Source organism: Actinomadura geliboluensis, from assembly GCF_043197915.1.
GTDB lineage: Bacteria > Actinomycetota > Actinomycetes > Streptosporangiales > Streptosporangiaceae > Spirillospora > Spirillospora geliboluensis.
In genome coordinates this window covers 1,021,192-1,048,067 of the sequence record NZ_JBICUA010000002.1, presented here as the reverse complement: position 1 = coordinate 1,048,067, position 26,876 = coordinate 1,021,192, and the positions used below count along the sequence as shown (strand labels likewise).

At 72.4% G+C, this 26,876-nt stretch carries 23 protein-coding genes and 1 pseudogene; 9 read left to right on the top strand and 15 right to left on the bottom strand.

What is annotated here, in order from left to right; all coding sequences use genetic code 11:
* Positions 1–75 precede the first annotated feature (75 nt).
* Positions 76–657: pseudogene (locus tag ACGFI1_RS10430) on the top strand (HARBI1 family protein); the annotation flags it as partial.
* A gap of 69 nt (positions 658–726) precedes the next feature.
* Here ACGFI1_RS10430 and ACGFI1_RS10425 read toward each other — a convergent pair.
* A complete protein-coding gene (locus ACGFI1_RS10425; RefSeq protein WP_392784541.1) occupies positions 727–2,217 on the bottom strand; it encodes an HNH endonuclease signature motif containing protein in 1,491 nt (496 codons plus the stop codon).
* A gap of 326 nt (positions 2,218–2,543) precedes the next feature.
* On the opposite strand from ACGFI1_RS10425, the gene ACGFI1_RS10420 reads away from it, so the two are divergent.
* Both ACGFI1_RS10420 and ACGFI1_RS10415 read left to right on the top strand, forming a co-directional pair.
* Complete coding sequence (locus ACGFI1_RS10420) at positions 2,544–3,053, top strand: DUF4189 domain-containing protein (protein WP_392784539.1); 510 nt, start codon at positions 2,544–2,546, stop codon at positions 3,051–3,053.
* Positions 3,054–3,840: 787 nt separating this feature from the next.
* Complete coding sequence (locus ACGFI1_RS10415) at positions 3,841–4,341, top strand: DUF4189 domain-containing protein (RefSeq protein WP_138640348.1); 501 nt, start codon at positions 3,841–3,843, stop codon at positions 4,339–4,341.
* 87 nt (positions 4,342–4,428) lie between these two features.
* Here ACGFI1_RS10415 and ACGFI1_RS10410 read toward each other — a convergent pair whose 3' ends face one another.
* Entirely contained in the window at positions 4,429–6,627 is a 2,199-nt protein-coding gene (locus ACGFI1_RS10410; protein ID WP_392784537.1) for an MMPL family transporter, read from the bottom strand.
* 738 nt (positions 6,628–7,365) lie between these two features.
* Between ACGFI1_RS10410 and ACGFI1_RS10405 the strand changes: the two genes are divergently transcribed.
* A complete protein-coding gene (locus ACGFI1_RS10405; protein WP_392784535.1) occupies positions 7,366–7,800 on the top strand; it encodes a hypothetical protein in 435 nt (144 codons plus the stop codon).
* Positions 7,801–7,908: 108 nt separating this feature from the next.
* Positions 7,909–8,793, top strand: coding sequence for an endonuclease/exonuclease/phosphatase family protein (locus tag ACGFI1_RS10400; protein ID WP_392784533.1), 885 nt, complete (start codon positions 7,909–7,911; stop codon positions 8,791–8,793).
* A gap of 15 nt (positions 8,794–8,808) precedes the next feature.
* On the opposite strand, the gene ACGFI1_RS10395 is transcribed toward ACGFI1_RS10400, so the two are convergent.
* Entirely contained in the window at positions 8,809–10,152 is a 1,344-nt protein-coding gene (locus ACGFI1_RS10395) for a carboxylesterase family protein (protein ID WP_392784531.1), read from the bottom strand.
* Positions 10,149–11,033, bottom strand: coding sequence for a VOC family protein (locus ACGFI1_RS10390; RefSeq protein WP_392784529.1), 885 nt, complete (start codon positions 11,031–11,033; stop codon positions 10,149–10,151). Before ACGFI1_RS10390 ends, ACGFI1_RS10395 begins: the two co-directional genes overlap by 4 nt.
* An 85-nt stretch (positions 11,034–11,118) precedes the next feature.
* On the opposite strand from ACGFI1_RS10390, the gene ACGFI1_RS10385 reads away from it, so the two are divergent.
* On the top strand, positions 11,119–12,102 hold the full coding sequence (locus ACGFI1_RS10385) for an AsnC family transcriptional regulator (protein ID WP_392784528.1): 984 nt from the start codon (positions 11,119–11,121) through the stop codon (positions 12,100–12,102).
* A gap of 62 nt (positions 12,103–12,164) precedes the next feature.
* Here ACGFI1_RS10385 and ACGFI1_RS10380 read toward each other — a convergent pair whose 3' ends face one another.
* The 4 genes from ACGFI1_RS10380 to ACGFI1_RS10365 are packed head-to-tail and all read right to left on the bottom strand — an operon-like array spanning position 12,165 to position 15,611.
* The gene (locus tag ACGFI1_RS10380) at positions 12,165–13,091 is read right to left on the bottom strand and encodes an ABC transporter substrate-binding protein (RefSeq protein WP_138641197.1); all 927 of its coding nucleotides are present in this window, start codon (positions 13,089–13,091) and stop codon (positions 12,165–12,167) included.
* Positions 13,092–13,111: 20 nt separating this feature from the next.
* On the bottom strand, positions 13,112–13,798 hold the full coding sequence (locus ACGFI1_RS10375; protein ID WP_301178192.1) for an ABC transporter permease: 687 nt from the start codon (positions 13,796–13,798) through the stop codon (positions 13,112–13,114).
* The gene (locus tag ACGFI1_RS10370) at positions 13,795–14,445 is read right to left on the bottom strand and encodes an ABC transporter permease (protein ID WP_138641199.1); all 651 of its coding nucleotides are present in this window, start codon (positions 14,443–14,445) and stop codon (positions 13,795–13,797) included. Before ACGFI1_RS10370 ends, ACGFI1_RS10375 begins: the two co-directional genes overlap by 4 nt.
* Positions 14,445–15,611 carry an ABC transporter ATP-binding protein gene (locus tag ACGFI1_RS10365; protein ID WP_392784525.1) on the bottom strand — a complete coding sequence of 389 codons (1,167 nt, stop codon included), beginning with the start codon at positions 15,609–15,611 and terminating at the stop codon, positions 14,445–14,447. Before ACGFI1_RS10365 ends, ACGFI1_RS10370 begins: the two co-directional genes overlap by 1 nt.
* Positions 15,612–15,770: 159 nt before the next feature.
* On the opposite strand from ACGFI1_RS10365, the gene ACGFI1_RS10360 reads away from it, so the two are divergent.
* Complete coding sequence (locus tag ACGFI1_RS10360; protein WP_364552723.1) at positions 15,771–17,252, top strand: aromatic amino acid ammonia-lyase; 1,482 nt, start codon at positions 15,771–15,773, stop codon at positions 17,250–17,252.
* A 7-nt stretch (positions 17,253–17,259) separates the two neighbouring features.
* Here the strand turns inward: ACGFI1_RS10360 and ACGFI1_RS10355 are convergent, their stop codons facing one another.
* Entirely contained in the window at positions 17,260–18,267 is a 1,008-nt protein-coding gene (locus ACGFI1_RS10355; RefSeq protein ID WP_364552721.1) for a LacI family DNA-binding transcriptional regulator, read from the bottom strand.
* 155 nt (positions 18,268–18,422) lie between these two features.
* On the opposite strand from ACGFI1_RS10355, the gene ACGFI1_RS10350 reads away from it, so the two are divergent.
* The gene (locus ACGFI1_RS10350; RefSeq protein ID WP_138641203.1) at positions 18,423–18,959 is read left to right on the top strand and encodes a cysteine dioxygenase; all 537 of its coding nucleotides are present in this window, start codon (positions 18,423–18,425) and stop codon (positions 18,957–18,959) included.
* A 149-nt stretch (positions 18,960–19,108) separates the two neighbouring features.
* Here the strand turns inward: ACGFI1_RS10350 and ACGFI1_RS10345 are convergent, their stop codons facing one another.
* Together ACGFI1_RS10345 and ACGFI1_RS10340 are read right to left on the bottom strand one after the other, a co-directional pair.
* The gene (locus tag ACGFI1_RS10345) at positions 19,109–20,155 is read right to left on the bottom strand and encodes a hypothetical protein (protein ID WP_392784523.1); all 1,047 of its coding nucleotides are present in this window, start codon (positions 20,153–20,155) and stop codon (positions 19,109–19,111) included.
* Positions 20,156–20,198: 43 nt separating this feature from the next.
* Complete coding sequence (locus ACGFI1_RS10340) at positions 20,199–21,377, bottom strand: acyltransferase family protein (protein ID WP_392784521.1); 1,179 nt, start codon at positions 21,375–21,377, stop codon at positions 20,199–20,201.
* A gap of 165 nt (positions 21,378–21,542) precedes the next feature.
* On the opposite strand from ACGFI1_RS10340, the gene ACGFI1_RS10335 reads away from it, so the two are divergent.
* Positions 21,543–22,322: an SGNH/GDSL hydrolase family protein gene (locus tag ACGFI1_RS10335; RefSeq protein WP_386867568.1), complete on the top strand. Its 780-nt coding sequence runs from the start codon at positions 21,543–21,545 to the stop codon at positions 22,320–22,322.
* 32 nt (positions 22,323–22,354) lie between these two features.
* On the opposite strand, the gene egtD is transcribed toward ACGFI1_RS10335, so the two are convergent.
* From egtD to egtA, 4 genes are read right to left on the bottom strand one after another with little or no spacing between them, the layout of a single operon-like run.
* Positions 22,355–23,308, bottom strand: a complete 954-nt coding sequence (gene egtD, locus ACGFI1_RS10330; RefSeq protein WP_138641791.1) for an L-histidine N(alpha)-methyltransferase — start codon at positions 23,306–23,308, stop codon at positions 22,355–22,357.
* A 41-nt stretch (positions 23,309–23,349) separates the two neighbouring features.
* Positions 23,350–24,096, bottom strand: a complete 747-nt coding sequence (gene egtC / locus ACGFI1_RS10325) for an ergothioneine biosynthesis protein EgtC (protein WP_387071804.1) — start codon at positions 24,094–24,096, stop codon at positions 23,350–23,352.
* On the bottom strand, positions 24,097–25,467 hold the full coding sequence (gene egtB / locus ACGFI1_RS10320) for an ergothioneine biosynthesis protein EgtB (protein ID WP_392784572.1): 1,371 nt from the start codon (positions 25,465–25,467) through the stop codon (positions 24,097–24,099).
* Positions 25,464–26,714 carry an ergothioneine biosynthesis glutamate--cysteine ligase EgtA gene (gene egtA / locus ACGFI1_RS10315; RefSeq protein ID WP_392784519.1) on the bottom strand — a complete coding sequence of 417 codons (1,251 nt, stop codon included), beginning with the start codon at positions 26,712–26,714 and terminating at the stop codon, positions 25,464–25,466. The genes egtB and egtA overlap by 4 nt, the downstream gene beginning before the upstream one ends.
* Positions 26,715–26,876 lie beyond the last annotated feature (162 nt).

The following is a 26,876-nucleotide window of genomic DNA, read 5'->3' as shown; positions in this document are numbered from 1 at the left end:
AAGACAGCGATACGTAAGCCATCCCTGCCCCACCCGCACCACCCGATCATCCAGCCCCAAAGGAACCCATCGGGCTCATTCACAACGGTAGGGCGATACGTCCAGGAGACGGTGGCGCTGCTGTCGGCCCGGTCACCCAAGCTGACGGCTGCGCTACGCAAAGCCAAGCAGGACGGGCTGCCTCTACTGGTGCTGGACGGCACGCTCATCGCCTGCGACCGGGTGCGGGCCGACCGGCCGTACTACTCGGCCAAACACCGCTGCCACGGAATGAACGTACAGGTCATCGCCGGTCCGGACGGAACGATCCTGTGGACATCGGGGGCGATGCCCGGCCGCACGCACGACCTGACCGCCGCCCGCGTGTGGGGAATCCTGCGCAAGCTGGACACCGCCGGGATCATCACGCTCGCCGACAAGGGCTATCAAGGAGCCGAGGCCTGCGTCGTCATCACCCCGTACAAGGGGCGCGACAAGCCCGAGTCCCAGAAGCAGGCCAACCGCGCGCACGCCAAGCTCCGCGGACCCGGCGAACGCGCAAACGCCCAGCTCAAGAGCTGGCGAATCCTCCGCAAGCTCCGCTGCAGCCCCAGCAAGGCCGGCCACTTCGTCAAGGCCATCGCCGTCCTACAGAACTACGAAGCCACCCGAGGATGAAAAAGGGTCACTGTTTCGTCCGATGATGCCGGCGACAGAATGGCGCGAGTGACTCCAAGGCCGTGCGAGTCACTCCCGGCTGGGGCGGGTGATATGCCAGGTGCCGGACGGAGTGATCCAGACGAGCAAGCCCGGCCAGACCTGGGCGAGCCTCCAGCCGCGTGACTGCTTCGTCCGATGATGTCGGCGGCAGAGTGGTGCGAGGTTGCAGCGGCAGGTGGCGCCGGTCGGCCAGGGGACGGTGTGGTCGACGTCGCAGCGGTGGGCGGGCTGGTTGCAGGTGGGGAACACGCAGGTGGGGTGGCGTTCGGCGATCTCGCGGCGGAGCGCGGTGGAGGGCCGGTATCCGGGCTGTCCGTGCTGGTCGAGGCCGTCGCGGCAGGCCGTGGCTCGGGGCTCGGCGAATTCGTGGTGCAAGCGCTGGACGGTTTCGCCGATCGCGGCGGGGAGCCGGTCCAGGGTGCCGGTGGCGCGGGCCTGGCGGTGAACGTGGGTGAGGCAGCGTTGAACCGCCTCGGCAACTTGCTGTCGTAGAGCCTCGTGCGGGGCGGCATCGTTAGGAGGCGGAACGGTGCTCAGGTGCCGACGGCCGTCCATGTCCTGGGGTTGTTCGGCACCCACTGCGCCATCAAGAGATGCGGTGGCAAGGACTCGCGGCATCACAGGTTGGGCTGTGTGCGGTGCGGGCCGTTCTTCCGCCGATGGCGCTTCCAGACCAGCGGGCAAAATCGGTGTGGGCGGCTCGGTGGACGGGGCGGCGTCGAAGGTGGCGCGGACGGCGTCCGGGAGGGTGGCGCCCTGGAGGAGGCGGGTGGCCAGGTCGGCGCGGAGTTGATGGAGGGTGCGGGGGTCGCCGCTCGCCTTGATGCCGTGGGCCGCCGCACTGATCTTGTTGTGCGCGGCGTGCGCGTCTTCGGGGGCAATGTCGGTGAGCGCGAGGGCGGCGGTGCCGGCGGGTGTCTCCCACAGTTCGAGGCGGCGGTTCTTGACGGTCGCGCGGGCGCGTTCGTCGGACTCCTCAGGAGCGAGACGCCTGGTGAGGGCCTTGAGTCTGCGGCGCAGTTGGCCGGTCGTGCGAATCGGGGCCTCGTCCAGAATCGCGGCCTCGATGCGTGCGGCGAGGTGCCCGGGCAGGGATTGGCAGGCGTCGGCGATGACGCGGGCCCGCGCGAGGTCGATGCGTCCGGCCTCAAGGGCCCGCCGCGTGCCGGGGAGGACGGTGTGGAGGCGTTCGGCCAGATCGACCAGGGTCGCTGCGGCGTTCCCGGTGACCGTCAGCGCGGCCCCGACCTCTTCGATCACCGATTCGTGCGCCGACAGGACCCGGACGTCGGGCTCTTCCTTCTCCTCGTCGGCGGTGCGGCGGCGGGTGAGTTCGGCGATCGCGGCCAGTTCACGGGCCTGCGCCCAGGAGGTCCGACGGCGCGCGGCGGCCGCGACGTCCAGCAGTTCGGCGTCGGACAGGCTTCCCAGGTCGCCGGTCAGGTCCGGGACGGGCTGCGGAACGGGCGGTGAGGGTTCGCAATCAGCGACACGGAACAACGGCTGAACCGACATCATCACTCCCCCCTCACTCCCCCCATGATATCCGATCCATTCGAACAAAGTAGCGAACATTCCCTAGAGGACTGAATTCTGTCGCCGCCCATGGCCGACGAATGGAGGAATCGCTATGATCTTCCGGATGTCGACGCACTCCGGGGGCTTTCACCGTGCAACCACCGCAACCGCCCTATAGCGGCCAGCCGCCTCACCGGCCTCCGGCCGGCCCTCCCGGTCCTCCCGGTCCTCCCGGTCCTCCCGGTCCCCCTGGATGGGGCCCGCCGCCCGGTGGTCCTCCCGGTTGGGGCCCGTCCGGCCCTCGGCCGCCGAAGGGCGGTAACGGGATGGTCGTCGTCATCGTGGCCGTCACGGGCTTCCTGTTGCTGGTCGGCGGCGGCGCGGCCGTGCTGTTCTGGTCGGACGACGATGACTCTCCGAGCACGACATCGGTGGCTTCGAGGCCCTCGTACTCGGGTCTTCCCACGCCGCCCACCTACAGCCCGCCCACGTACAGCCCTCCGTCCTTCCCCACCTCGGATCCGACCCCCGAGCCGACGTACTCACCGCCTCCGCAGAACTATGGCGCCATCGCCGTGGGACGAAACGGCGCGATCGGCAAGGCGTGGGACTACGACAGCGCGGCAGCCGCCAGGAGGCGCGCGCTGAACGAGTGCCCCACCTCGGGCTGCAAGGTCCTCACGACCTTCGTCAACGGGTGCGGAGCCGTCGCCTACAACTCCAGAACCAACAAGTACTGGGGCGGCCACGGCTCCACCAAGGCCGCAGCCCAACGCAACGCCATCAACAACGCAGGCGGCGGCCGCTGGATCACCTGGGTCTGCACCACCCGGTAGGTAGGTGCGGGCCGCACCCCGCACCTACCGCAACCATGCTCACCCACCTGGAACCGGCGACCGCAACCAACGTGACAGCAACCCACAACAACCGGGACGTGAGCACCCACCCGCCAGTGGCCGGCCCAGCCGTCCACCTGCATCAGCGGTCCTTGCTCCGATAGAAGGCCCGGCCACGCGCCCACCTGGAGGAGCGCGGCGACCCCGGCCACGCACCCACGTACATCTGTAGGACGGCGGCGTCCGACAGATCTCGGAGAGGCCCCGCAGCCCCTGCCTTGCCTTGAGTATCCAATTGCCCGGACGGTCCGCCCTGCCGTGACTCTCTGACCGTGAGGACAACGACGGCGAAAAATCCCTTCGTCCAGTCCATTCATGACTCGGACGCATCGGTCGCCCCCGCCCCTCGGCGCACCGACCATGATCCATATCTCGACGACGGCCCGCTGCCGCGCCCCTACGGGGGTTTCTGACGCATCCCGCCTACCGGCTTCATTCGAACAAGTAGCGGATTCGAAAGACGTCGCACTCCGCACACCGGCCGATGCGGGCGAACGGGGAACCGCGCAGACCGCCTCTCCGTCCGATGGAGGATTCACCACGATCTTCCGTATAACAACGCACTCCGGGGGCTTTCACCGTGCATCCTCCACCGCCGCCCCACGGCGGCCCGCCGCCCCATCGGCCTCCGGCCGGTCCTCCCGGCCCTCCCGGTTGGGGGCCGCCGCCCGGCGGTCCTCCCGGTTGGGGCCCGTCCGGCCCTCGGCCGCCGAAGGGCGGCAACGGGATGATCGTCGTCATCGTGGCCGTCACGGGCTTCCTGCTGCTGGTCGGCGGCGGCGCGGCCGTGCTGTTCTGGTCCGACGACGATGATGATCGCCCGAGCACGACATCGGTGGCTTCGAGGCCCACGTACTCGGGTCTCCCGACGCCGCCCACCTACAGCCCGCCGTCCTTCCCCACTTCCGAGCCGACCACCTCGGCGCCGACCTACTCACCGCCTCCGCAGAACTATGGCGCCATCGCCGTGGGACGGAACGGCGCGATCGGCAAGGCGTGGGACTACGACAGCGCGGCAGCCGCCAGGAGACGGGCACTCAACGAGTGCCCCACCTCCGGCTGCAAGGTCCTCACCACCTTCGTCAACGGCTGCGGCGCCGTCGCTTTCAACTCCAGAACGAACAAGTACTGGGGCGGCCACGGCTCCACCAAGGCCGCAGCCCAACGCAACGCCATCAACAACGCAGGCGGCGGCCGCTGGATCACCTGGGTCTGCACGACCCGGTAGGCGAGGCGCCCCCATCCGCCCTTGTGTCGCAACGTGCCTGACCCGAGCCAGTGGGGTCAGGCACGTTGCACTTGGAGGCCGTCCGACTCACGGCCTGCGCAGCAGATGCGGAGGGTGCGGAGAATGGGGATGGGCCGGCGCCTGGGGAAAGTGATGGTGTCGCGGGGACGGACGGTTCGGCCACCAGTTCCAGGAGCCCAGCAGCGCCATCAGAGCCGGCAGGACGAAGATGCGGATGACGACCGCGTCGATCAGGATGGCGGCCGCCAGGCCGACGCCGAGCTGCTTGAACTCGACCATGCTGAGCGTCCCGAAGATCGAGAAGACGGCGACCATGACGATCGCGGCGCTGGTGACGACGCCGGCCGAGCGGGTGATGCCCTCGCGGACGGCGTCCCGGGTGGGCAGGCCGTGCCGGGCGGCCTCGCGGATCCGGCTCACGACGAACACGTGGTAGTCCATCGACAGCCCGAACAGCATCACGAAGAGGAACAGCGGCAGCCAGGAGACGACCGCGCCGGAGGACGTGAAGTCCAGCAGGTTCTCCGCCCAGGTGTGCTGGAAGACCGCCACGAGGACGCCGAACGCCGCGCCCGCCGACAGCAGGTTGAGCAGGGTGGTCGACAGCGCGATCGCGGGCGAGCGGAAGATGAGGCCCATCGTCACGAGGGTCAGGAGCAGGACGAAGCCGACCACCAGCGGCAGTCGTTTCTCCAGGTGGTCGGTGAAGTCGACGCCCTCGGCGACCTTGCCGGTGACGGCGTACTCGGCTCCGGGGACGGCGCCGACCGACTGCGGCACCCAGGCACGGAGCGTCTCCAGCGAGCGGCGGGCGCCGTCGCTGTTGGGCGTGTGCGGGGTGGCGATGCCGATCAGGTGCACCCGGCGGTCGGCCGACGCCTTGACGGCGGGACGCCGGTCGTGCGCGAAGAGCGGGTCGGCGGCCGTGCGGCGGGCCAGGGCGGCGAGGGCCGCCTCGACCTCGTCCGACCGGTCGGCCGGGGCGCGCACCGCGACCTCGTGGACGGTCCCCTCGCTGGGGAACGCGTGGGTCAGCCGGTCCATCGACCGGACGACGGCGATGTCGCGGGACAGGTCGTCCGAGCCCGGCTGCTTGAGCCGCATGTCCAGCGCGGGGGCGGCCAGCAGGAGGAGCAGCCCGGTGGAGACCGCCAGGGTGACTGCCGGGTGGTTCAGCGCGGGGCGCAGCAGCGCGGGCCACAGCCGCGACTCGCCTTGGCGGAGGGTGAGGCGCCACAGGACGGGGATCCTCGGGCGGTCCGTCCAGCGTCCGAGCTTGGCCAGCAGCGCGGGCAGCACGGTGAGGGACGCGAGCACGGCGACCGCGACGACGATGATCGAGCCGGTGGCGAGGGACGAGAACGTCGCCTCGCCGGCCAGGTAGAGCCCGGCCATCGCGACGATCACCGTCATGCCGGACACGACGACCGTGTGCCCGGACGTCTCCGCCGCGATCTCGATCGCGTCCGGCCGGCCCCGGCGCCGCTCCTCCCGCTCCCGCTTGAGGTAGAACAGCGAGTAGTCGACGCCGACCGCCATCCCCATCAGCAGGATCACGTTGCTGATCGCGCTCGTCGCGGGCAGCACGTGCGAGACCAGCGCGGACAGCCCCATCGCGGCGGCGACCGACGACAGCGCCAGCGCCACCGGCACGCCCGCGGCGATGACGGCGCCGAACACCACCAGCATGATCAGCAGGGTGAGCGGCAGGCTGATGAACTCGGCCCGCTTGAAGTCCTCGCCGAGCGTCTCGCCGAGCCCTTTGGCCGTCGAGCCCGTCCCGACCTGCTCCACGCGCAGGCCGGGGTTGGCCCGCTGCACCTCCGCGCTCTGCGCGAGCAGCGGGTCCACGCGGCGGTCGGCGGTCTCGGTGTCGCCCTTCATGGTCACCGGCACGAGCACGGCGGTACCGTCGGGCGACCGGACGGGGCGTCCGACCGACTCGACCTCAGGGAGCGCCTTCATCCGCCGGACGACGTCCGCGGCGGCGGCCTTGGCCGTCCGGGCGTCGAGTTTCCCGCCCTCGGTGCGCGTGATGAGGACGCTCTCCTCGGGCTTCTCCGGGAAGTGCCCGGACTCCGCGATGCGCCCGGCCCGGCCCGACTCCCCGACCCCGGACTCCGCGTCACTGATCTTGTTGGTGCCGGCGGCGCCGCCGAGCGCCAGGCACAGCACGACGAACAGCGTCCACAGCCCGATCGCCGTCCAGGGCCGCCGCGCACTCCACCGCGCCACCCGCACCGTCACCGATTTCTTGATCTCCACGCGGACGACGCTATTTTCCGGGCCTGTCCCGGCCCCATGGGGCAAACCATCGGATCCCGCCGCGTCACCGCACCCCACCTCCTGCGGAAATCCTCAGGGGACGAAGAATGCGCAATCCGCGGCCGTGCAGACACAGCACCAGTCCCGGGCGCGGCCTACAAGGACGGGGGTGCACGAGGCGACCAGGCCCCGCACCAGGACAGTGCTGGTGGAACCGCCTCCGTCAGGGACGTCGACATCGTCCACACGAAAGTCTGGCCGGGCTTGAACAGGCCGGTGTTGATGCGCATCTGCAGCCCGAGCCGGAGGTCTTCGCCGGGAATGTTGGCGGACGCGCCGTAGAGGCCATGCGGGACGTCGGAGACAGACGTACCGCGAGGTGGGCGCGGTGCAGCCAAACGCGCGCGGTGCCCACCCGCAGGACCAGCACGGCAGCCGCCTCGGCGACCGGGGGTCGCGCATCACCCGCCGGAGATCCCCCGTTCGCGAGGGGGTTGGGAGGAGCCGCCCGCCATCCACTGCGCCTTCCGCCGCCGTGCTGTTTCCCCTTCTTGGTCGGCCACGCGCCCGGTATTGCACGGAGATCCAAGATCGCAGGCGGCCTCCGAATCGGCTGTCTACCGACCGGCTTTTTGTCCGAGACCATGGATCAATGGGGCGTGACGCTGCCAGTCTTGATACGGACCACGGCGCACGTTGGGAGAGTGAGAATTGCGCGCGATAGGCAGGCGCCACTCCGTGCAGCTGCACCATATGGTGAGCACACGCCAGGTCGGCGACACGATCGTGAACCGCTACAGGGTGTCTCCGATAGAAGTCCTGCGCCCCGACCAGGGAAGCAGCGTCATGGAGGTGCGGTGCGGCGCCTGTGACGGTGTGGTTCGGCTGCGAGTCCACTCCGTCCAGCGCACCAGGAGGGCACGGCGCCGCTGGCTGGGCCTGGTCGCACTGGCACTGGTGGTCGTCGCGGCGGGGTCGTTCGAGATATTCCGTTTCGAGTCCGGCCATTATGGAGATCCGGAGTTCCTGTTCATCGTGACCCCGGTCGCATGGGTGCTCGGCTTGGCCGCCGCCGTTTTCTTGAGTTTTCGCTGGCACCAGGAGGACGGTGTTCGCATCACCGGGCAGCCGACGCCGGGCGCTAGGCACGAGTTGCTGCCGTTCGTTCACTGAGGCGCGCCGCCATGTCGTGGCGGCCCTCGGAGATGAAGGGCGGTACCGAAAACCAGACCGGCCCGCCCAAGGCGCCGAGACTATCCTCGAAGCGGCGGGAGGGGAGCGATGCTCGGACGTGTCCGGCGCCGGCGCTGGTTCTGGCCGCTGGTCGCCGCCGCGGCGGCGGTGCTCGTGTCCGGTTTCGTGTTGGGCGCGCCGAGGGCGGACGACGACGGCACGGTCCGCGTGATGACCTACAACCTGCGCGGCGTGAACGATCCGCCGCCCAGGGACTGGAAGACCCGGCTGCCGCTCGTCGAGCGCGTCCTGCGCCGCCACCGCCCCGACCTGCTGGGCGTGCAGGAGGCCCGCTGGTACCAGGTGAAGGATCTGACTCGGGTGCTGAAGGACTACGGCTGGGTCGGCCTCGGCAGCCAGGGCGGCACCCGCGACCAGTTCCTGGCGGTCTTCTACCGCCGGGACCGGTTCGAGATGCTCGACTTCGACCACTTCTGGCTGTCCGACACCCCGTCCGTCATCGGCTCGGCCACCTGGGGCAACCGCTACGTCCGGATGGTGACCTGGGCCAAGCTCCGCGACCGCCGCACCGGAGCGGTGCTGTACCAGGCCAACACGCACCTGGACAACATGTCCGCGGACTCGCGGGTGAGGAGCGCCCGGCTGATCCTCGACCGCGTCCGCGCGTTCGATGCGGGCGTGCCCGTGGTGCTCACCGGCGACTTCAACGCCGCGGCCGGCGCGTCGCCGGTGTACTCGATCCTCACCGGCGCCGACGCCTTCCGCGACACGTGGACGACCGCCGGCCGGCACGGACCGCAGTACCGCACCGAGAACCACTGGCTCCCGCCGGAGAAGGACGGCCGGCGCATCGACTGGATCCTGGCGCGCGGTGCCGTCCGCACGGTCTGGACGGAGATCGACCCCTACCGGGACGGCGCTACCTACCCGTCCGACCACGATCCGGTGATCGCCCACCTGAAGGTCGGCTGACGCCCCCGCGCGCGGTCAGGTGAAGTGGTGGACGGTGCCGGCGGGCAGACCGGGGTCGCCTTCGCGGACGAATCCGGTCCAGGCGCGGCGCACCCGCTCGACCAGGCCGGCGGGCCGTTCGCCGGCGAGCATCGGCGCGTCGCGCCAGGCCGCCGCGTTGCCCAGCGTGAATGGCAGCTCGATGCAGTGGCAGGCGCCGTAGGGGCTCTGCGGCGGATGCCAGTCGAAGCGGTAGAGCCATGGCACCGCCCCGTGCTCGGTGAGCGCCCGCGCCAGCCGCCGCGTCGGTTCGTCGAACAGCTGCTCGGTGGCCAGGTCGATGGCGATCCGCGTGGCCGTCCGGCCGTCCGGTGCGGCGCGGCCGGGGTCGCCGAACCAGTCGGCGGCGACGCGCGCCAGGTCGTCCGGGCCGAGCGCCGCCACTCGGTCGTCGAGGGCGAAGAACGCCGCCGCCTCGTCGCGGGTGGTGCCCATCAGCAGCTCGACGCCGTCGGCGGCGCGCGCGCCGACCTCGCCCACCGGGTCGGCCGCGACCAGGTCGCCGTCGGCGACCAGCTGGAACGGCGGGACGGCGCTGAGCGGGACGGCGGTGCGGCGGGCGACCGCGCCCTGGGCGGCCAGCAGCGCGGTGACCGGGACGCGGGCGAGGTGGTCGGCCCGGCCGGGGTCGATGCCCAGTTCGTCCAGGAGCAGGCGGCCGGTGCGCTCGGCATCGTCCGCCTGGTCGGGAAGCATGCCCGCCGGGGTGCTCTGCAGGATCGCGCGCCGGAACAGCCCGCGGGCCCGCCCGCCGGAGAGCAGCGCCAGGGTGGACTGGGCACCGGCGGACTGGCCGGACACCGTGATATCGCCCGGGTCGCCGCCGAACGCGGCGATGTTGTCGCGGACCCAGTGCAGGGCCGCGAGCTGGTCGAGCAGCCCGAGGTTCCCCTCGCTCACCCCGGGCAGGCGGAGGAAGCCGAGCGCGCCGAGGCGGTAGTTGAGGGTCACCACGACGATGTCGCCCTCGGCGGCGAGTTCGGCGCCGTCGTACCAGCCGACCCCTCCCGAGCCGCTGGTGTACCCGCCGCCGTGCAGGAAGACCAGGACCGGGCGGCCGTCCCCCGGCGGCGCCCACACGTTCAGGTACAGGCACTGCTCGGCCTGCGGCGTCTGGAAGGCGCCCATCACTCCTTCCAGGCGGGACGGGGGCTGCGGTGCGGCCGGGCCCGGCCCGGCGGCGTCCCGGACGCCGGGCCGCGGCGGCACCGGCCGGGGCGCGGCGAACCGGTCGGCGAGCGCGTAGGGGATGCCGCGGAAGGCGGTGACCGGGCCGGCGGCGACGCCGCGGACGCGGCCCGCGGCCGTCTCGGCGATCATCGGGCGGTGAAGAACAGGGCGGCGCCGTGGGCGTCGCGGGCGGACACGGTGAAACCGCCGTCGGCGGCGCGGGTCGCGGTGCCGCCGGCCTCGACGATCGCGCGCGCGGCGGCGACGTCGTCCACCGCGACGGTCATCGCGGCCAGATACGACTTGGCCGGGGCGGGCTCGCCGGGCAGCACCTCCTCCGCGCGCGAGGCCCGGACGAGTTCCAGCCGTCCGGCCGCCAGGTCCAGCACCGTGCGCGGCCCCCGCGTCCGGGGCTCGGTCCGCAGGATGCGGGCGTACCGGGCGGTGACCGCGTCGGCCTCGCCGTCGTCCACCACGATCAGCACCGCCTCCAGGGCCCGCGCGCCGTTGGGATGCCGCAGGTGGCGCGGCTGGTGGACGTACTCGCGGGTGAGGTGCTGCGCGATCCCCACGTACGCCTCCGGGGTCGTGCGCGGGTCGAGGTGCAGGGCGCGGGCCCGCATGGTGCGCGTCCCTTCCTCGGTGTCGACGTCGCGTTCGAGGTCGAGGACGCCGGAGGTGCGCAGCCCCCCGGCGGTCAGCCGCCGGTCGGTGGCCTCGGCGTCGCCGGTGTCGAAGTTCAGCAGCCGGAACCCCTCGTAGTCGGCGACCATCGCCTTGGTGCGCCAGGGGTCGGGCGCCGACTCGTCCACGATGCCCAGGAGTTCGATGTAGGCGCCGCCGAAGAGGGCGCACCGGTTGGCCGTGCATCCCGGCACCGGCGGCTCGCCGGGACGCTCGTTCAGCAGGTGCCGGGAACGGGGGCTCAGCGTGAACCCGAACGAGAGGTAGGTGCGCTCCAGCGCGTCCAGATCGCGGGTCACGATGCCGGCGTGGTGGAAGCCGCGGATGTCGTGCGTGTCGTCTGCCATACGGGGATGCTGCAACGGCGACCGCCGTCCCGTCCCCCACGGGCGGGGCAGACGCCGCGATCCGACATCGAACTACCATCATCGGGTGGATTCGGTCACCCTCGACCCGGTCGACCTGCGGCTGCTGCACGCGCTCCATCTCGACGGGCGCGCCCCCTTCAGCAGGATCGCCGGCGTGCTCGACGTGTCCGACCGGACGGTGGCCCGCCGCTTCGCCCGGCTGCGCGCCGCGGGCGCCGCCCGCGTCACCGCCGTCGTCGACACGCGCGGCCTCGGCCACGCCGAATGGCTGGTGCGCCTGCGCGTACCGCCCGCCGCCGCCGGCGCGCTGGCCCGGTCGCTGGCGCGGCGGCCCGACACCGCGTGGGTGACCGTGCTGTCGAGCGGCACCGGGATCGTCTGCGTCCTGCGCGCGCCCGCCGGACGGCCCGCCCCGCTCGCGGAGCTGGCCCGCGACCCGCGGATCCTCGACGTGCGGGCGGAGCGGCTGCTGCGCCACCTGATGGACCGCCGCTGGTTCGGCCGGACGTCGGCGCTCACCGCCGAGCAGGTCTCCGCGCTCCGGCCGCCGCCCGCCCCCGCCGGCGCCGACCCGGCCGGCGCGGCCCCGGTCGGCGCCGCCCCGGTCGTCCTCGGCGACCTCGACCGGCGGCTGCTGCCCGCCCTGGCGGCCGACGGCCGCGCCGCCTACCCGGGCCTGGCGCGCCGCCTCGGCTGGTCGGAGTCGGCGGTCCGCCGCAGGCTGGAGGCCCTGTGCCGGTCCGGCACGCTGCACTTCGACGTCGAGGTCGACCCGGCGCTGCTCGGCTTCACGGCCCAGTGCCTGCTCTGGCTGACCGTCGTCCCGTCCCGGCTCGCCGCCACCGCCCGGGCCCTGGCGGGCGACGCCGAAGCGGCCTTCGTCGGCGCGACCACCGGACCGCACAACCTCCTGGCCATCGCCGTCTGCCGCGACGAGGACGCCCTCTACGCCTACCTCGCCGACCGGATCGGGTCGCTGGACGGCGTCGAACGCGTCGAGACCGCCCCGATCACGTCCTACAGCAAACGCGTCGCCCCGGCGCCCTGACCGGCCCCCGAGAACGGCAGAGCCCGCCGCGCGGTGCGCGACGGGCCCTGTCGTAGTGAGGGTCAGGCCAGGCCGGACTTCTTCAGCCACTCCTCGGCGACCTTCTCCTGGTCGTCCTTGTCGATGGCGATGCGCTTCATCATGTCCAGGAGGTCCTGGGTGGTGAGCTTGGCGGAGACGCCGTTCAGCGCCGCCTTCGCCTCGTCGTTCACCGCCTCCTTGTTGATCAGCGGCGTGACGTTCTGGGCGCTGAAGACGTTCTCCGGGTCCTCCAGGACGACCAGCTTGTTCTGCTGGATGGTCGGGTCGGTGGTGAACAGGTCGGCGGCCTGGATCTTGTTCTCGGTGAGCAGCTTCACCAGGGTGGCCTGGGCGCCCGCGTCGAACGGCTGGAACTTCTTGAACTCCAGGCCGTAGACCTTCTGGAGGCCGACGAGGCCCTGCTGGCGGGTCTTGAACTCCGACGGCCCGGCGATGACGAGGTCCTTGGCGACCGGCTTGAGGTCGGCGATGGACTTCAGGTTGTACTTGGCGGCCGTCTGCGGGTTGACGGTGACGGAGTCCTTGTCCTCGGCCTGGGCCGAGTCGAGGATCTCCACCGACGGCGGCAGCTTGGCCTTGAGGGCGGCGTTGATCTCCTCGGTGGTCGCGGCGGTGCTGTTCTTGTCGACCGAGGTGGTGAGCAGGGCGCCGTTGTACTCCGGCATCACGCTGATGCCGCCCTTGACGACCTGGTCGTAGTAGATCTCGCGGGCGCCGATGTTGAACTTGCGGGTCACCTTGAGGCCCTTGGCCTCCAGCGCCTGCGCGTAGACCTCGCCGAGCAGGTTGCTCTCGGGGAAGTTGGCACCGCCGACGGTGATCGTGCCGCTCTTGCCGCCGCCGGCGAGGGGGTTCTTGTCGTCGCCGGACGAGTCCCCGCCGCCGCAGGCGGACAGCGTGAGGGCGGCCGCGAGGCCGATCGCCGCGCCACGGATGAGTTTCTTCATGGTCCTTGTCCTTCGGTCGATCAGGAGGAACGGGCGGAGCCGAGCAGTCCCGGCGAGATCACGACGCGGCGCAGCGCCGCGAAGGCGAGCTGGACGATCAGGGCGAGCAGGACGACGAGCACGGTCCCCCCGATGACGAGCTGGTAGTCGTTGCGGGCCAGCCCGTCGATGATGTAGCGGCCGAGGCCGCCGAAGCCGGGGTAGGCGGCGATGGTGGCGGTCGCGACGACCTGAATCGCCGACGTGCGCAGCCCGAGCAGGATCAGCGGCAGCGCCATCGGCAGCTCCGCGTGCCACAGCACGCCCCAGCCGGTCATGCCCATGCCGCGCGCCGCGTCCTTGGCGTCGGCGTCGACGCCGCGCACGCCCTCGAAGGTGTTCACCAGGATCGGCGGGACGGCGAGCGCCACCAGCGCCACCAGCACCGGCGTGATGCTGTACTCGATCACGACGATGAACAGGATGAGCCCGAAGGTGGGGATCGCGCGGGCGAAGTTCGCGACCGTGATGGCGAGGAAGCCGCCGCGTCCGGTGTGCCCGATGAGCAGGCCGAGCGCCAGCCCGATCACCGCGGCGGCCGCGAGCGACACGCCGCTGTAGTAGAGGTGCTGGAGCAGCCGGTGCGGGATGCCGTCGGCGCCGTGCCACTGGGACGAGGCGGTCAGCCACGTCCAGAACAGGTCGATCTGGTTCCACACGTCGTTCACGAGGCCCCCCGGGCCGCCCGGGCCCACGGCGTGAGCAGGCGCTGGACGGTGACGAGGATCGCGTCCGTCACCAGGGCCAGCAGGATGATCAGGACGGTCGCGGCGATGATCTGCGTCTGGAACTGCAGCTGGTAGCCGCGGATGATGTCCTCGCCGAGCCCGCCCTGCCCGATCAGCTGGCCGACCGCGACGAGGCTGATGGAGGAGACGGCGGCGACCCGCGTCCCGGCGATGACGATCGGGACCGCGATCGGCAGCTCGACCTGCAGCAGCCGGCGCAGCGGCCCGAAGCCCATCGCGGTGGCGGCCTGCCGGACCGGCTCGGACACCGACGCCAGGCCGTCCACCACGTTCGGGACGAGCACCGACAGGCTGTAGAGGGTCAGCGGGATCATCACCGTGGACGGGTTGAGCCCGGTGTAGTCGATGAACAGCATGAACAGCGCGAGCGACGGGATCGCGTACAGCACGTTCGACAGCGTCAGCGCGGGCGGGTAGAGCCAGCCCCAGCGGCGGCACAGCACGCCGAGCGGCAGCGAGATGAGCAGCCCGAACAGCACCGGCAGCAGCGCGAGCCGCAGGTGCAGGACGGCGTGCTCGCCCAGCGAGTCGGTGTGCTCGCCGATCCAGCCCCAGTCGATGTCCATCAGCCGCCCTCCTTGGCGAGGGACGGCGCGCCGGGCTCGGCATCCGCGTCGGATTCGGCGTCCGCGTCGGGCTCGGTGCCGGTGCCGGAGCGGGCGATGGCGGTGGTCAGGTCCTGCTGGTCGGCGATGCCGACGAGCCGTCCGGCGGCGTCGACGCTCACGGCGCGGCCGGACGGCGACAGGATCGCGGCGTCCAGCGCGGCCCGGACGGAGTCGGTCTCGGTGTCGAAGGTGTGCCCGACCGGCGCGAGCCGCGCGTCGCCGAGCACGCCGGCGGACGGCAGGACGTCGGCCGCGGCCCAGCCGAGGGGACGCCGGTCGCCGTCCACGACCAGGACCCAGCCCTCGGCGGGCGCCTCGCTCACCGGGGTGTCGGCGGGCAGGACGCCGCGCTCGTTCAGCGGCACGGACGCGGACGGGACGAACGACAGCCGCCGGATGCCGCGGTCGCGCCCGATGAACCCGGCGACGAAGTCGTTCGCGGGCCGGGCGAGGAGGTCCTCGGGGCTGTCGACCTGGACGAGCCGGCCGCCGGTCTCGAACACCGCGATTCGGTCGCCGAGCTTGATGGCCTCGTCGATGTCGTGGGTGACGAACACGATCGTCTTGTGCAGTTCGTCCTGGAGGCGGAGGAACTCGTCCTGCAGCTCGCCGCGGACGACGGGGTCGACGGCGCTGAACGGCTCGTCCATCAGCATGATCGGCGGGTCGGCGGCGAGCGCCCGCGCGACGCCGACGCGCTGCTGCTGCCCGCCGGACAGCTGGAACGGGTAGCGCTTCCCCATCGCGGGGTCGAGCCCGACCCGCTCCATCAGCTCCAGCGCCCGCTCGCGCGCCTTCTTCTTGTTCCAGCCGACGAGGTAGGGGACGGTGGCGATGTTGTCGACGATGGTGCGGTGCGGGAACAGCCCGGCGTGCTGGATGACGTAGCCGATGCCGCGCCGCAGCTCGGCCGGCTTGCGCTCGCGCACGTCCTGCCCGTCGATGAGGACGCGGCCGGAGGTCGGGTCGACCATCCGGTTGATGGTCCGCAGCGCGGTGGTCTTGCCGCCGCCGGACGTGCCGACGAACACGGTGATGCGCCCGGTGGGGCATTCGAGGCTGACATCGTCCAGGGCGACGGTGCCGCCCGGGTAGCGCTTGGTGACGCCCTCAAAGGTGATCAACGATTCACGTCCTCGTTGGGCGCCCGCGACGCCGATGATCGATTTCGGCCTACCCGCCAACCGTAACCAATGGGTACGGTCACCTCGGTGTCCCAGCTTGTCCGGAACGTCGGTTGTCGAGCATAACTACCGGTAAACAGGGGAAAGTAGCGTAGCCGCGTGGAGAACAGCCGAATCGTTATCGACGGAACCGCGCTCACCTGCCGCCAGGTGGTAGCCGCGGCCCGTTCGGATGTGACGATCGTCATGGCCTCGGAGGGGGTCGAGCGGGCCCGCGCCGCCTGGCGGACCGCCCGCGAGGCCGCCGCGACGCAGCCGGTGTACGGGCGGACGACCGGCGTCGGCGCGAACCGCGTGGTGGACGTGGAGTGGGAGGACGCCGACGCACACGGCCTGCGCCTGCTGCGCAGCCACGCCGCCGGAGCCGGGCCGCTGGTCGCCCCGGAGATCGTCCGGGCGATGCTGACCGTCCGGCTGAACCAGATCGCGGCGGGCGGCTCGGGGGTGGAACCGGGCGTGCTGGGCGCCCTCGCGGACGTCCTCAATCTGGGCCTCCTTCCTCCGGTGCCGGTGTACGGGGCGATCGGCACCGGCGACCTGACGGCGCTGGCGTCGACCGCGCTGTGCCTGCTCGGCGAGCGGGCGTGGCTGGCCGACCCGGACGGGAGCGCCGACCCGGACGGGGCGGCGCCGCGCGGACCGGGCTACCGGCTCGGCTCCGCCGACGCGCTCGCGTTCATCAGCTCCAACGCCGCCACGCTCGGGGAGGCGGCGCTCGCGGTCGCCGACCTGCGCGAACTGCTGCGCGCCTCGACGGTCGTCGCGGCGCTGTCGCACTTCGCCGTGCGGGGCTCGGAGGAGCCCTACGCCGAGGCGGTGCAGGACGCGTGCCCGCACCCCGGCCAGCGCGACACCGCGGCGGCGATGCGGGCGCTGCTCGCCTTCGACCGGCCCGCGCCGATGCGCATCCAGGACCCGTACGGGTACCGGGCGTTCCCGCAGGTGCACGGGCCCGCGCTGGAGGCGGCGCGGTACGCCGAGGAGGTCGTCACCCGGGAGATCAACGCCGCCGCCGAGAACCCGCTGGTCGACGTCGCCGGGCGGCGGGTCTGGCACAACGGCAACTTCCACACCGCGTACGTCGGCCTCGCGCTGGACTCGGCGCGCGCCGCGCTGTTCCAGACGATGGCGCTCGCCGCCGCCCGGCTCGGGACGCTCGCCGAGCCGTCGTTCACCGGCCTCTACCCGTTCCAGGGCGCCACGGAGGCGTCGTCCGGGATCATGATCCTGGAGTACGTGGCGCACTCGTGCCTCGCCGACGTCCGGCGCCTGGCGACGCCGGCGGCGCTCGGCAGCGCGGTGCTGTCGCGCGGCGTGGAGGAGCACGCGGGCTTCTCGACCCAGTCGGCGCGCGCGACGACCGACGCCGTCGCCGCCTACCGGCTCGGGCTCGGCTGCGAGCTGGTCGCCGCCGCGCGGGCGCTGCGGATGCAGGGGCGGGCGCCCTCCGGCGGGCCGCTGCGGGCGGCGACCGACCTGGCCGCCGCCGTCCTCGACCCGCGCGTCGAGGACCGGCCGCTCGACGCCGACATCGCGGCGGCGGCGGACCTGCTGCCCCGGCTCGCCCGGCTGCATCCCTGACCCGGCCCTACTCCGCCCGGCCGCCGGTCGAGGCGCGGACGCGCAGCGCCGGCTCGCGCACCACGCGGCGCTTGCGCGGCTTGCCGTCGATGACGTCGACGACGAGCCGGACGGCGGAGTGGACGATGCCGTCGATGTCCCAGTCGACGGTGGTGAGCGGCGGCGTGAGCAGCGCCGACATCGGATGGTTGTCGTACCCGCAGACCGCCACGTCGCCGGGGACGGCGAGGCCGAGCGCGCGGGTCGCGGCGTAGACGCCGTAGGCGATCGAGTCGGCGAAGCAGAACACCGCGGACGGCCGGTCGGGGCCGCCGAGCACCCGCGTAGCGACCTCGGTGGCCGCGGCGAGCGACTGCGGCACGACCACCACGTCCACGCGCAGCCCGAGCCGCTCGGCCTCGGCGTTGACGTGCACGTCGGCGGGACGGTCGGGGGTGCTCGCGCGGGTCGGGGTGAACACGGTGACGCGCTGGTGCCCGAGGCCGTGCAGGTGCTCCAGCGCGAGCGTGACGCCGCGCCGGTTGTCGAACACGACCTCGCCCTGCGCCTGGCCGCCGTGCAGCGCGTCGCCGATCGACACGACCGGGACGGTGCCGGCCAGCTCCGACCACAGCGCGGCGGACGGGTCGAGCGGCTGGACGATCAGCCCGTCCACCCGCTGGTCGCGCAGCCGGCGGGCGAGGGCCAGCTCCCGCTCGGGGTCGCCGCCCGCGTCCACGATGAGGGCGTAGCGGTCGCGGGCGAGCAGGGCGCGGCCGATGCCGACCGCGAGGGACTGCTGCCAGTAGTCCTCCAGGGAGCCGCACAGCAGCCCGACCTGGTCGGTGCGGCCGCTGGCCAGGGCGCGGGCGATCGGGTGGGCCTCGTAGCCGAGCTCGTCCGCCGCCGCGCGGACCCGCTCCTGCGTCTCCTCCGAGGTCTGGATGCCGCGCAGCGCGTACGACACCGCCGCAGGCGACAAACCGGTCGCCTGCGCCACTTCCCGGATGGTCGCGCGCTTGCGCTTCTCCGACATCCCTCCAACCCTAGAGGCCGCCACCGACAGGGCAAGGAGCGCGACCTTGACGGCATGACTCCTGAAGCGGTTCACTGAAACGGTTAACTGATGCGGTTCAGTACCGCTGTTCAGCGGCTTCGCCGCGCCCTGCGTCAGTTCGGAAAGGAGCACCCGTGTCCTCGGAGGTCCTGCCCCGCGCCACCGGCCTGGAGAACCTGCCCGGCCGCCCCCTCGACAAGCGCGAGCTGCGGGAGCTGGTCGACGGCCTGGCGGAGCGGCCCGATCTGTGGCGGCCCCAGGTCGAGTTCCCCGAGGGGCGGCGCCACTACGCCTCCCTCCACCGGGACGAGCACGTGGACGTCTGGCTGCTGTGCTGGACGCCGGAGAACGACACCGGATGGCACGACCACGACGTGTCGTCGGGCGCCGTCCGCGTCGTCGCCGGGGCCATCGAGGAGAACAACCCGCGCATGGGGGGCGACCCGCTGCGCACCGTGGTCCGGGAGGGCGAGTCGTTCGCCTTCGGCCCCGACCACATCCACCGGCTCACCGGCGTGGAGGAGGCCAGCGTCTCCATCCACGCCTACTCGCCGCCGCTGTGGCGGCTCGGCCAGTACTCCGTCGACGAGTCGGGCGTGATGCGCCGGCTGCCGGTCAGCTACACCGACGAACTGCGCCCACCGGACGACGCACCAATTCCGCCCGCCTGACGGGACCGTTCCAGCGTGGAGCCCCCGGCGGGCCCGACCGGGGGAAGCGGGCCCGCCGGGGGAAAGGCGTCCGGCCGAAGCCCGCTCACATCGGCCGGACGCTCACGTCTCCTTCAGCGCCCACCACCCCAGATATGTCACACCCCCGCTCACGGGACCGCGGCGGCTCCCGTGCGGCGGGCGAGCCACCGGTCGGTCGCGGCGCACACGACGACGACCACGGCGAAGGCGATGCCGGCCGCCCGCAGGAGGCCCGCCTCGTAGTAGGTGTCGGTGACCAGCCTGAGCGCCGCGTACCCGGCTGCGGCACCGGCGAGCAGCGCGACCGCTGTTTGCGCCGCCCAGAGGGCGATGCGCGTCGCGCCGACGCCTGACAGGGTCTCTCGCCGCACGTGTATGGCGGCGGCCAGGCAGATGGCCGAGGCCGCCGCCACAGCGACCAGCGGTGTGCCGAAATTCACGCCGTAGCGGACGGCCAGAGCCGGGACGAAGAAGAGGGCCAGCGCCCATCTCAGGCCACTGGCCACGAACGACAGCGCGACGCCGGGCTCACCGTCGCCCAGCCTGGACGAGGCCAAGCGCGCGGCTACGAGAACGCACAGGGCGGAAGCCGCGCCCGGCAGGCGTCCGCTCAAGTGGCCCAGGTTGTAGAGGAGGGCGGTGTCGTACACGGTCAGCACAAGATGCCCCAGAGCCCACACGGAGACGGCGAAGAGAAGCATCTGCGCGAACGTTGTCTGCTCGGGAACGTCGTCCTCGCGGTCTGCCAGCCACCAGAGCAGCAACGGGGTCACCACGGCGGAGCAGGCACGGATCACGATGTCGTCCACCGTGTAGGGGTTGTGCAGGTCCCACTCGACCACGCAGAAGACGAACGTGTAGAAGAAGGACGCCGCCCACACCAGCCATGAGCCCGCCAGGCGCCGGTACAAGCCGCGATCCAACCACCTCAGCACCGTGACATAGGCGAGCAGCACGAGCGGAAGCTCAAGGAACGCCTGTACCCGCAAGACGGACGGTGCCAGCAGTTCGGGCGTCGGGAAGTGCTCCGCCAAGGCGCGCATGGATGAGCCGTCCGCCAGCGCGAACCAGCCGTCCGGCAGGTATCGCGCGATGAACGACGTGTCCCCGCCGTGGACGCGCAGCACGAACACGGTGAAGAGCACCTGGTTCAGGTAGACGAGAGCGACCACCAAAGCCAGGAACACCTCTGGGCGGGCTGGGCGGCTTGTGCGGGTTTTAGTTTCGGGCCAGGTCCATTGGTTCCGGCGGTCGCGCGGGCGGCACCGCAGGGGCCGGGGTGCGGTCAGGAGGCTCAGTGCCGTTGCCAGTAGGGCCGCCCCGTCCACCATGACCGACAAAGTTAGACGTTTCCGCCACGCGGCGCAGGGGCTCCAGCGACGCGTACAGGCGTGCGCGCATCCAGGCCGCTCCCGGGCGTTCGACCAGGCGGTGGACGGCGTACGCGCTCAGCAGGGACGCGGCCACGACGACGCACAGCGCCGGCCATTTCCCGAGGTCCGGGTACAGGGCGTCCAGTAGGGGCAGTGCGAGTTGCGAGTGGACGAGGTACAGCGGGTACGTGAGCGCACCGAGGACGGTCAGCCGCGACCATCGCAGCCACCGGAGCCGGCGTGTCGCGACGAGGATCATCACGGCGAAGATTCCGGTGATGATCGCGCTGACCACGATCTCGTTCGCGCCGCGGAAGACGTGCTCGGCGCGCCAGGCGCCCCAGTGCAGCGCGATCAGGTAGGTCACGGCCACGTAGCCCCAGAGCAGCAGCGTCGGCCCGAACCGGTGGATCATGTAGAGCGCCATGCCGGCGATGAAGTAGCAGCTCCAGGTCGGGATCAGCATCACCTGGAGCAGGTCGTTGCCGGCCTCGTCGGCGTAGACGCCCGCGAACAGCCAGGCCGCCATGAACACCAGGCAGGAGCGGTAGGTGATGCCGATGCTCGCGAGGACGGCGATGAGCACGTAGAAGTGGAGTTCGACCCAGAGCGTCCAGTAGACGGCGTCCACGTTCCGCAGGCCGAGGCCGCCCTGCAGCATGGTGAGGTTCGGCAGCACCAGTCCGGGGACGCCGTGGCCCTGCCGGAACACCGCGTACACCACCGCGCCCAGCAGCACGCTCACCCAGTACGCCGGCATCAGCCTGACCAGCCGGGACACGCCGAACTCGCCCGGCCCGCGCCCCCACGCGCTCATCAGGATCACGAACCCGCTGATCACGAAGAAGAGGTCGACGCCGAGGTAGCCGAACCGCGTCACGTCCCCGAGCGCGGGGAAGACCTCGGCCGACGGCTCCGGCCATGGCCCGGCCCCTCCGAAGCCCGTGAAGTGGTACAGCACCACCGCCAGCGCCGCCGCGAAGCGCAGCAGGTCGAGTTCCCTGAGCCGTTCCCGTCCAGTCACCGCGGAACCCTCCCGCCCTCCGGTGACCCGGTCCCGGCCCCGGGGTGAGCCCGGAGTGAACGGACGGTGTCGACGGCGGCGCCGCGCTGCCGCGAGAGGCCCCCGCGGCGGCGGCGGATCAGTAAGATGCCGCATGCATCCCTTGGAACTTTTGGGTGGTCTTCCATGACATATCGCCGCGCCCGACGCGGCGCGGCGACGTTGATGCTGTGCCTGAGCCTGGTGGCGGCCCTGTCGGCCACCGGCTGCTCCGTCCTCACGGGCTCGGTCCACACGCCGGCCGCCGCCGACGGTCCGCCGAAGGCCCCGGCCAAGGACGGCGGGTCCCGGAAGGCCGCGCCCGTGGTGATGTTCCTCGGCGACAGCTACACGGTGGGCGACCGCGGCGCGGAGCCGGAGACGACGTACGCGGCGGCCGCGGCGCGGCTGCTCGGCTGGCAGGTCGTCATCGGCGGGCGCGCGGGCACCGGCTTCCTCGCCAAGGGGCGCGGGACGCAGGCGTTCCTCGGCCTGTTCGAGAGCCAGCTCGGCTGGCGGCCCGCGCCCGACCTGCTCATCGTGTCCGGCGGCCACAACGACTGGCGGCTCCCGGCGCCGAAGGTGGCCGCGGCGGCGCACCTGCTGCTCCAGCGGGCCCGGCAGCGCTGGCCCGGCACCCGCGTCGTGCTGGTGGGCCCGCTGTGGGGGACGGGCGCGCCGACCCCGGGGGCGCTCGCCGTCCGGGACGCGCTGAAGGGCCTCGCCGGGCAGCTGGACGTCCCGTTCATCGACCCGATCGCCGAGAAGTGGATCACCGGTGACTGGGTGACCGGCCAGGGCAACGCGCCGCGCTACATCAAGCGGGACCGCACCCACCCGAACCAGACGGGCCACCGCTACGTGGCGACCCGCCTGGTCGCGGACCTCGACCGGCTCGGCCTCGCCCACCCGGCGCGCAAGCGCTGAGCCTCACCGGGCGGGCGCGGCGTCAGCCGGCCTCAGTCGGCGGGACGGGCGAGGGTGAGGGAGAAGTCGCCGCCCGGGTCGGTCCAGAACGCGGCGACCGCCATCCCGGCCGCGCCGAGCTCGGCGTCGAGGCGCTCGCGGCGGAACTTGGCGGAGATCTCGGTGCGGGTCTCCTCCCCCGCCGCGAACGACACCTCCAGGTCGAGGCCGCCGACGCGGACGCGCTGGTCGCGGACGGACCGCAGCCGCATCTCGATCCACTCCTCCGCCTCGTTCCAGAGGGCGACGTGCTCGAACGCCTCCGGGTCGAAGTCGGCGTCCAGCTCCCGGTTGATGACGTACAGGACGTTGCGGTTGAACTCGGCGGTCACCCCGGCCGCGTCGTCGTAGGCGCGGACGAGCCGCCCGGGGTCCTTGACGAGGTCGGCGCCGAGCAGCAGGAAGTCGCCGTCGCCCATGGTGGCGCGGACGCCGCCGAGGAACCCGATCCGCTCGGCGGGCGGCATGTTGCCGATCGTCCCGCCGAGGAAGGCGACGAGCCGCCGCTCGCCGCCGGGCAGCAGCGGCAGGTGCTGCTCGTAGTCGGCGACGACGGCCCGGACGGCGAGGCCCGGATGGTCGGCGGCGATCCCGGCGGCGGCCTCCTCCAGGAAGTCGCCGCTGACGTCGACCGGCACGTAGGAGCGCAGCGTGCCGGACAGGGCGTCCAGGAGCAGCCGGGTCTTCTCCCCCGACCCGGCGCCGAGTTCCAGCAGCGTCCGGGCGCCGGTGGCGGCGGCGATCTCGGGCGCCCGCGCGGTGAGGATCTCCCGCTCGCGCCGGGTCGGGTAGTACTCCTCCAGCGCGGTGATCTCCTCGAAGAGCGCGCTGCCGCGCTCGTCGTAGAACCACTTGGGCGGCAGGGTCTTGGGCGTGCCGGTGAGCCCCTCCCGGACGTCCCGGCGGAGCGTCTTGGCGAGGTCGTCGGCGGTCAGGAACCGGTCCATGCGGTCGTTCACAGGGTGGTTCTCCTTCGCGGGAATCGGAGTCAGAGCGGTCGGACGCGCACGCCGGAGCCTGGCGCGGCGGTGACGAGGGAGCGGTCGGGGACGGGCCGCCAGGCGGGATCGTCGTCGAGCGGCTCGGACGCGATCCGGACGGCGTCCGCGTCCTCCCGGACGAACAGCGAGTCGCCCCAGGTGGTGGCGGCCAGCGCGGCGCCGTCGGAGGCGAGCAGGTTGTAGCGGCCGGGGGCGAGGGCGGTGACGGCGGCGAGGGCGGCGGCGAGGCCGTCGCCGAGCGGCGCGCCGTCCCGCCAGTACCGGACGGCGAGCGCGAACAGCGGCGCGGAGTCGACCGGCGCGCGGGCGTCGGGGACCTCGGCGACGTCGCCGGCCAGTTCGCGGAGCTTGCCCTCGACGCCGCCGTAGCCCTCGACCTTGCCGTTGTGGCTGAACAGCCACGTCCCGGCGCGGAACGGCTGGGCGCACGACTCGTCCACGGGGAACCCGACGGTCGCCGACCGGATCGCCGCGACCGCGCACGACGTCCGGACGGCGCCGGCGACCTCGCGGAACGACTGGTCGGTCCAGAGGGGCTGGGCGCGGCGGAACCGGACCGGCACCCGGGATCCGGCGCCGTCCTGGTACCAGCCGACGCCGAACCCGTCGGCGTTCAGCAGGTTCCCCTGCGTCATGCGCGGCGCGTACGCCTGGGTCTCCAGGGAGTGCTCGCCGTCGTAGACGAGCGAGTGCAGGGTCTGCTCAGGCCCCAGGTAGCCGAGATGGCGGCACATTCAGCGGTCCTCCCCGGGCGTGCGGGCGCAGCGGAAGCCGGAGAAGATCTGCCTGCGGATGGGGTAGTCCCAGTTGCGGAACGAGCCGCGTATGGCGAGCGGGTGCGTGGCCCAGGATCCGCCCCTCAGCACCTTGTAGTCGGGGCCGAAGAAGACTTCCGAGTACTCCTTGTAGGGGAATGAGCGGAAGCCCGGGTAGCCGTGGAAGTCGGACGACGTCCACTCCCACACGTCCCCTAGGAGGCGTCTGACTCCGTAGGCCGACGCACCCGACGCGTAGGTGCCGGTCTCGGACGGGCGTAGCGCGCGCTGCCCGAGGTTGGCGCGGCCCTCCTCGTACACGTCGCCCCAGGGGTAGCGCCTTGAGCGCTCCGTGGCCGGGTCCCAGCGGGCGGCCTTCTCCCATTCGGCCTCGGTCGGGAGCCTCTTGCCGGCCCACCGCGCGTAGGCGTCGGCCTCGTACCAGCACACGTGCTGGACGGGTTCGCCGGACGGGACGGGTTCCATCCGTCCGAATCGGCGCCGGACCCACTGTCCGGCTTCCCGGGTCCAGAAGGCGGGGGCGCGTTTGCCGCTGCGGTTGCGCCACTCCCATCCGGCCGGGTCCCACCAGCGCGGGTCGTCGTATCCGCCCGCTTCCATGAAGGCGAGGTAGGCGGCGTTGGTCACCGGCTCCACGTCGATGTAGTACGCGGGCAGGTCGACGAGGTGCACGGGGCGCTCGTTGTCGTACGCCCATGGGTCGTCCGAGGTGCCCATCTGGAACGGGCCCGCCTCGATGAGCACTTCCTCGGCGCGGGTACCCTCGGCGGGCTTCCGCAGTGGCTCGGCCAAGGGGTCGAGCAGTGCCGGGGCGCCCTTCCTGAGCTGATGGGTGGCGAGCATGGTCTCGTCGTGCATGTGCTCGTGCTGCACCACCATCCCGTACACGAACCCGCCCGACGTCAGCGGATTCGCCGTGTCGAACCGCACGGACGACAGCGAGTCGAGCACCCTGGACCGGACCGTGCCGATGTAGGCGCGGGCCTCGTCCGGGCGCAGGAGCGGCAGCGTCGGCCGTTCGCTGCGGGGATGCTCGAACGCGTCGTACAGGTCGTCGATCTCCGGCCGCATCGCCTCCTGGCCCGCTGCGGCGCGCAGCAGCCACAGTTCCTCGTAGTTGCCGACGTGCGCGAGGTCCCACACCAGCGGCGACATCAGGGGCGACACCTGCGCGGTGAGGTCGTCCTCGGCGAGGACGTCGGTGGTGAGGCCGAAGCTGCGGTCGCGCACCGCGCCGAGCTCACCGGCGATCAGTTCCTTCAGCGCGTCGTCGTCGCGGGCGTCGTCGCGGGCGTCGTCGCGGGTGTCGAGCGGGCCCGGGGAGCTCATCGGGGCCATGTGGGGTCCTCCTCGGACGGAAGCGGGGGCGGGGACGGGATCTCGGGCGAGAACGAGGACGAGGCCGGGGCGTCGTCGGCGGGGCTGCGGCCGCACTCGACGTACCGGCGGGCGTACTCCTCGACGAGCGGGACGAGCCCGGCCGCGCCGAGCCGGGGCAGCGCGTCGAGCGCCGCCGCGAAGCAGGAGCGGGCGGCGGCGGCGAGCGGCGCGTCCGCCAGCCCGCACCGGGCCGCCGCCGCCCACCGGCCCGCGACGGGCTCGGTCGCCGCCTCGGCGGCCAGGGACGCGGCCGGGTCGTCCAGGAGCGCGGTCGCGACGGCGACCGGGACGGGCCAGTAGCGGCCGGGCGGCGCGTCGATCATGCGCAGTTCCAGCCAGCCGCGCGGCCGGACCGGCGGGAACAGGGTGGACAGGTGGTAGGCCAGGTCGTCCTCGCCCGGCTCGCCCTTGTCGAGCCATTCCAGGAACGACATGCCGGGGTCGGAGACCCACTTGCCCTCGGCGGTGTGGACGAGCATGACCCGGGCGTCGAGCGCGTACCGCGTCCACGCCTCGGCGGGGTCGCCGTCGGCCCCGTCCCGCAGGACGGGCAGGGTGCGGCAGGGGTCGAGCTCGGTCCAGATGCCCTGCCGGGACGAGCGCATCCCGGTGCGGCGGCCGGCCCGCAGCGGCGAGTTGGCGAACGCGGCGACCAGCACCGGCCCGAGCGCGTGCGCGAGCCGCCAGCGGCGGGCCGCGTCCGGGTCGTCGGCGCCGATGTCGAGGTTCACCTGGACGGACGCGGTGGAGCACATCATCGCGAGGCCCACGTCCGGGAAGCCGCCCGCGCGGAAGTAGTCCCGCATGCACGCGTAGCGCGGGTGGTCGGCCTGGAAGCGGGGCCGCCGGACGGGGTCGACGCCGTGCCCGGCGAGCGCCAGCCCGTCCGCGGCGAGCGCGTCGCGGATCTGCGCGATGTCGCGGCCGAGCGCGGTGTGCAGGGGGCCGAGGCCGCGGAAGGGCGCGGAGCTGAGTTCGAGCTGCCCGCCCGGCTCGTAGGTGATCTTGCTGCCGGCGGCCGGCGGGCCGGCGTCCGCGACGAGCGCGCGCACCCGCTCGGCGGGCACGTGGGCGGCGGTGTCGGCGGTGTCGACGACGAACCACTCCGTCTCCGCGCCGACCGTCCCGGGCGGCCCGGTCTTGAAGCAGACACCGCGAATGTGCTGGTAGACGCCGTCGACTGTCAGGCGGGTCACCGTTGACTCCTCACGTAAATCGATAACGGGTTCGAATCCTTCCCTGCTGAACCGCATCAGGAATCCGCCGATGTTCGGGAACTTCCTTAAATCTCCGTGAACATCACCGTCCGCAGGCACCACGGCTACCTTGAGTGCTATTCGACGCACCGTCCGATCGCG

Excerpts from the sequence above, each read along its gene's own strand:
- ACGFI1_RS10355 (WP_364552721.1), bottom strand. The coding sequence starts at position 18,267 with ATGTCGGAGAAGCGCAAGCGCGCGACCATCCGGGAAGTGGCGCAGGCG.
- ACGFI1_RS10335 (WP_386867568.1), top strand. The coding sequence starts at position 21,543 with ATGACATATCGCCGCGCCCGACGCGGCGCGGCGACGTTGATGCTGTGC.
- ACGFI1_RS10425 (WP_392784541.1), bottom strand. The coding sequence starts at position 2,217 with ATGATGTCGGTTCAGCCGTTGTTCCGTGTCGCTGATTGCGAACCCTCA.
- egtD (WP_138641791.1), bottom strand. The coding sequence starts at position 23,308 with ATGGACCGGTTCCTGACCGCCGACGACCTCGCCAAGACGCTCCGCCGG.
- ACGFI1_RS10380 (WP_138641197.1), bottom strand. The coding sequence starts at position 13,091 with ATGAAGAAACTCATCCGTGGCGCGGCGATCGGCCTCGCGGCCGCCCTC.
- egtC (WP_387071804.1), bottom strand. The coding sequence starts at position 24,096 with ATGTGCCGCCATCTCGGCTACCTGGGGCCTGAGCAGACCCTGCACTCG.
- ACGFI1_RS10415 (WP_138640348.1), top strand. The coding sequence starts at position 3,841 with ATGATCGTCGTCATCGTGGCCGTCACGGGCTTCCTGCTGCTGGTCGGC.
- ACGFI1_RS10390 (WP_392784529.1), bottom strand. The coding sequence starts at position 11,033 with ATGGCAGACGACACGCACGACATCCGCGGCTTCCACCACGCCGGCATC.
- ACGFI1_RS10370 (WP_138641199.1), bottom strand. The coding sequence starts at position 14,445 with ATGGACATCGACTGGGGCTGGATCGGCGAGCACACCGACTCGCTGGGC.
- ACGFI1_RS10395 (WP_392784531.1), bottom strand. The coding sequence starts at position 10,152 with ATGATCGCCGAGACGGCCGCGGGCCGCGTCCGCGGCGTCGCCGCCGGC.
- egtB (WP_392784572.1), bottom strand. The coding sequence starts at position 25,467 with ATGAGCTCCCCGGGCCCGCTCGACACCCGCGACGACGCCCGCGACGAC.
- ACGFI1_RS10400 (WP_392784533.1), top strand. The coding sequence starts at position 7,909 with ATGCTCGGACGTGTCCGGCGCCGGCGCTGGTTCTGGCCGCTGGTCGCC.
- ACGFI1_RS10420 (WP_392784539.1), top strand. The coding sequence starts at position 2,544 with ATGGTCGTCGTCATCGTGGCCGTCACGGGCTTCCTGTTGCTGGTCGGC.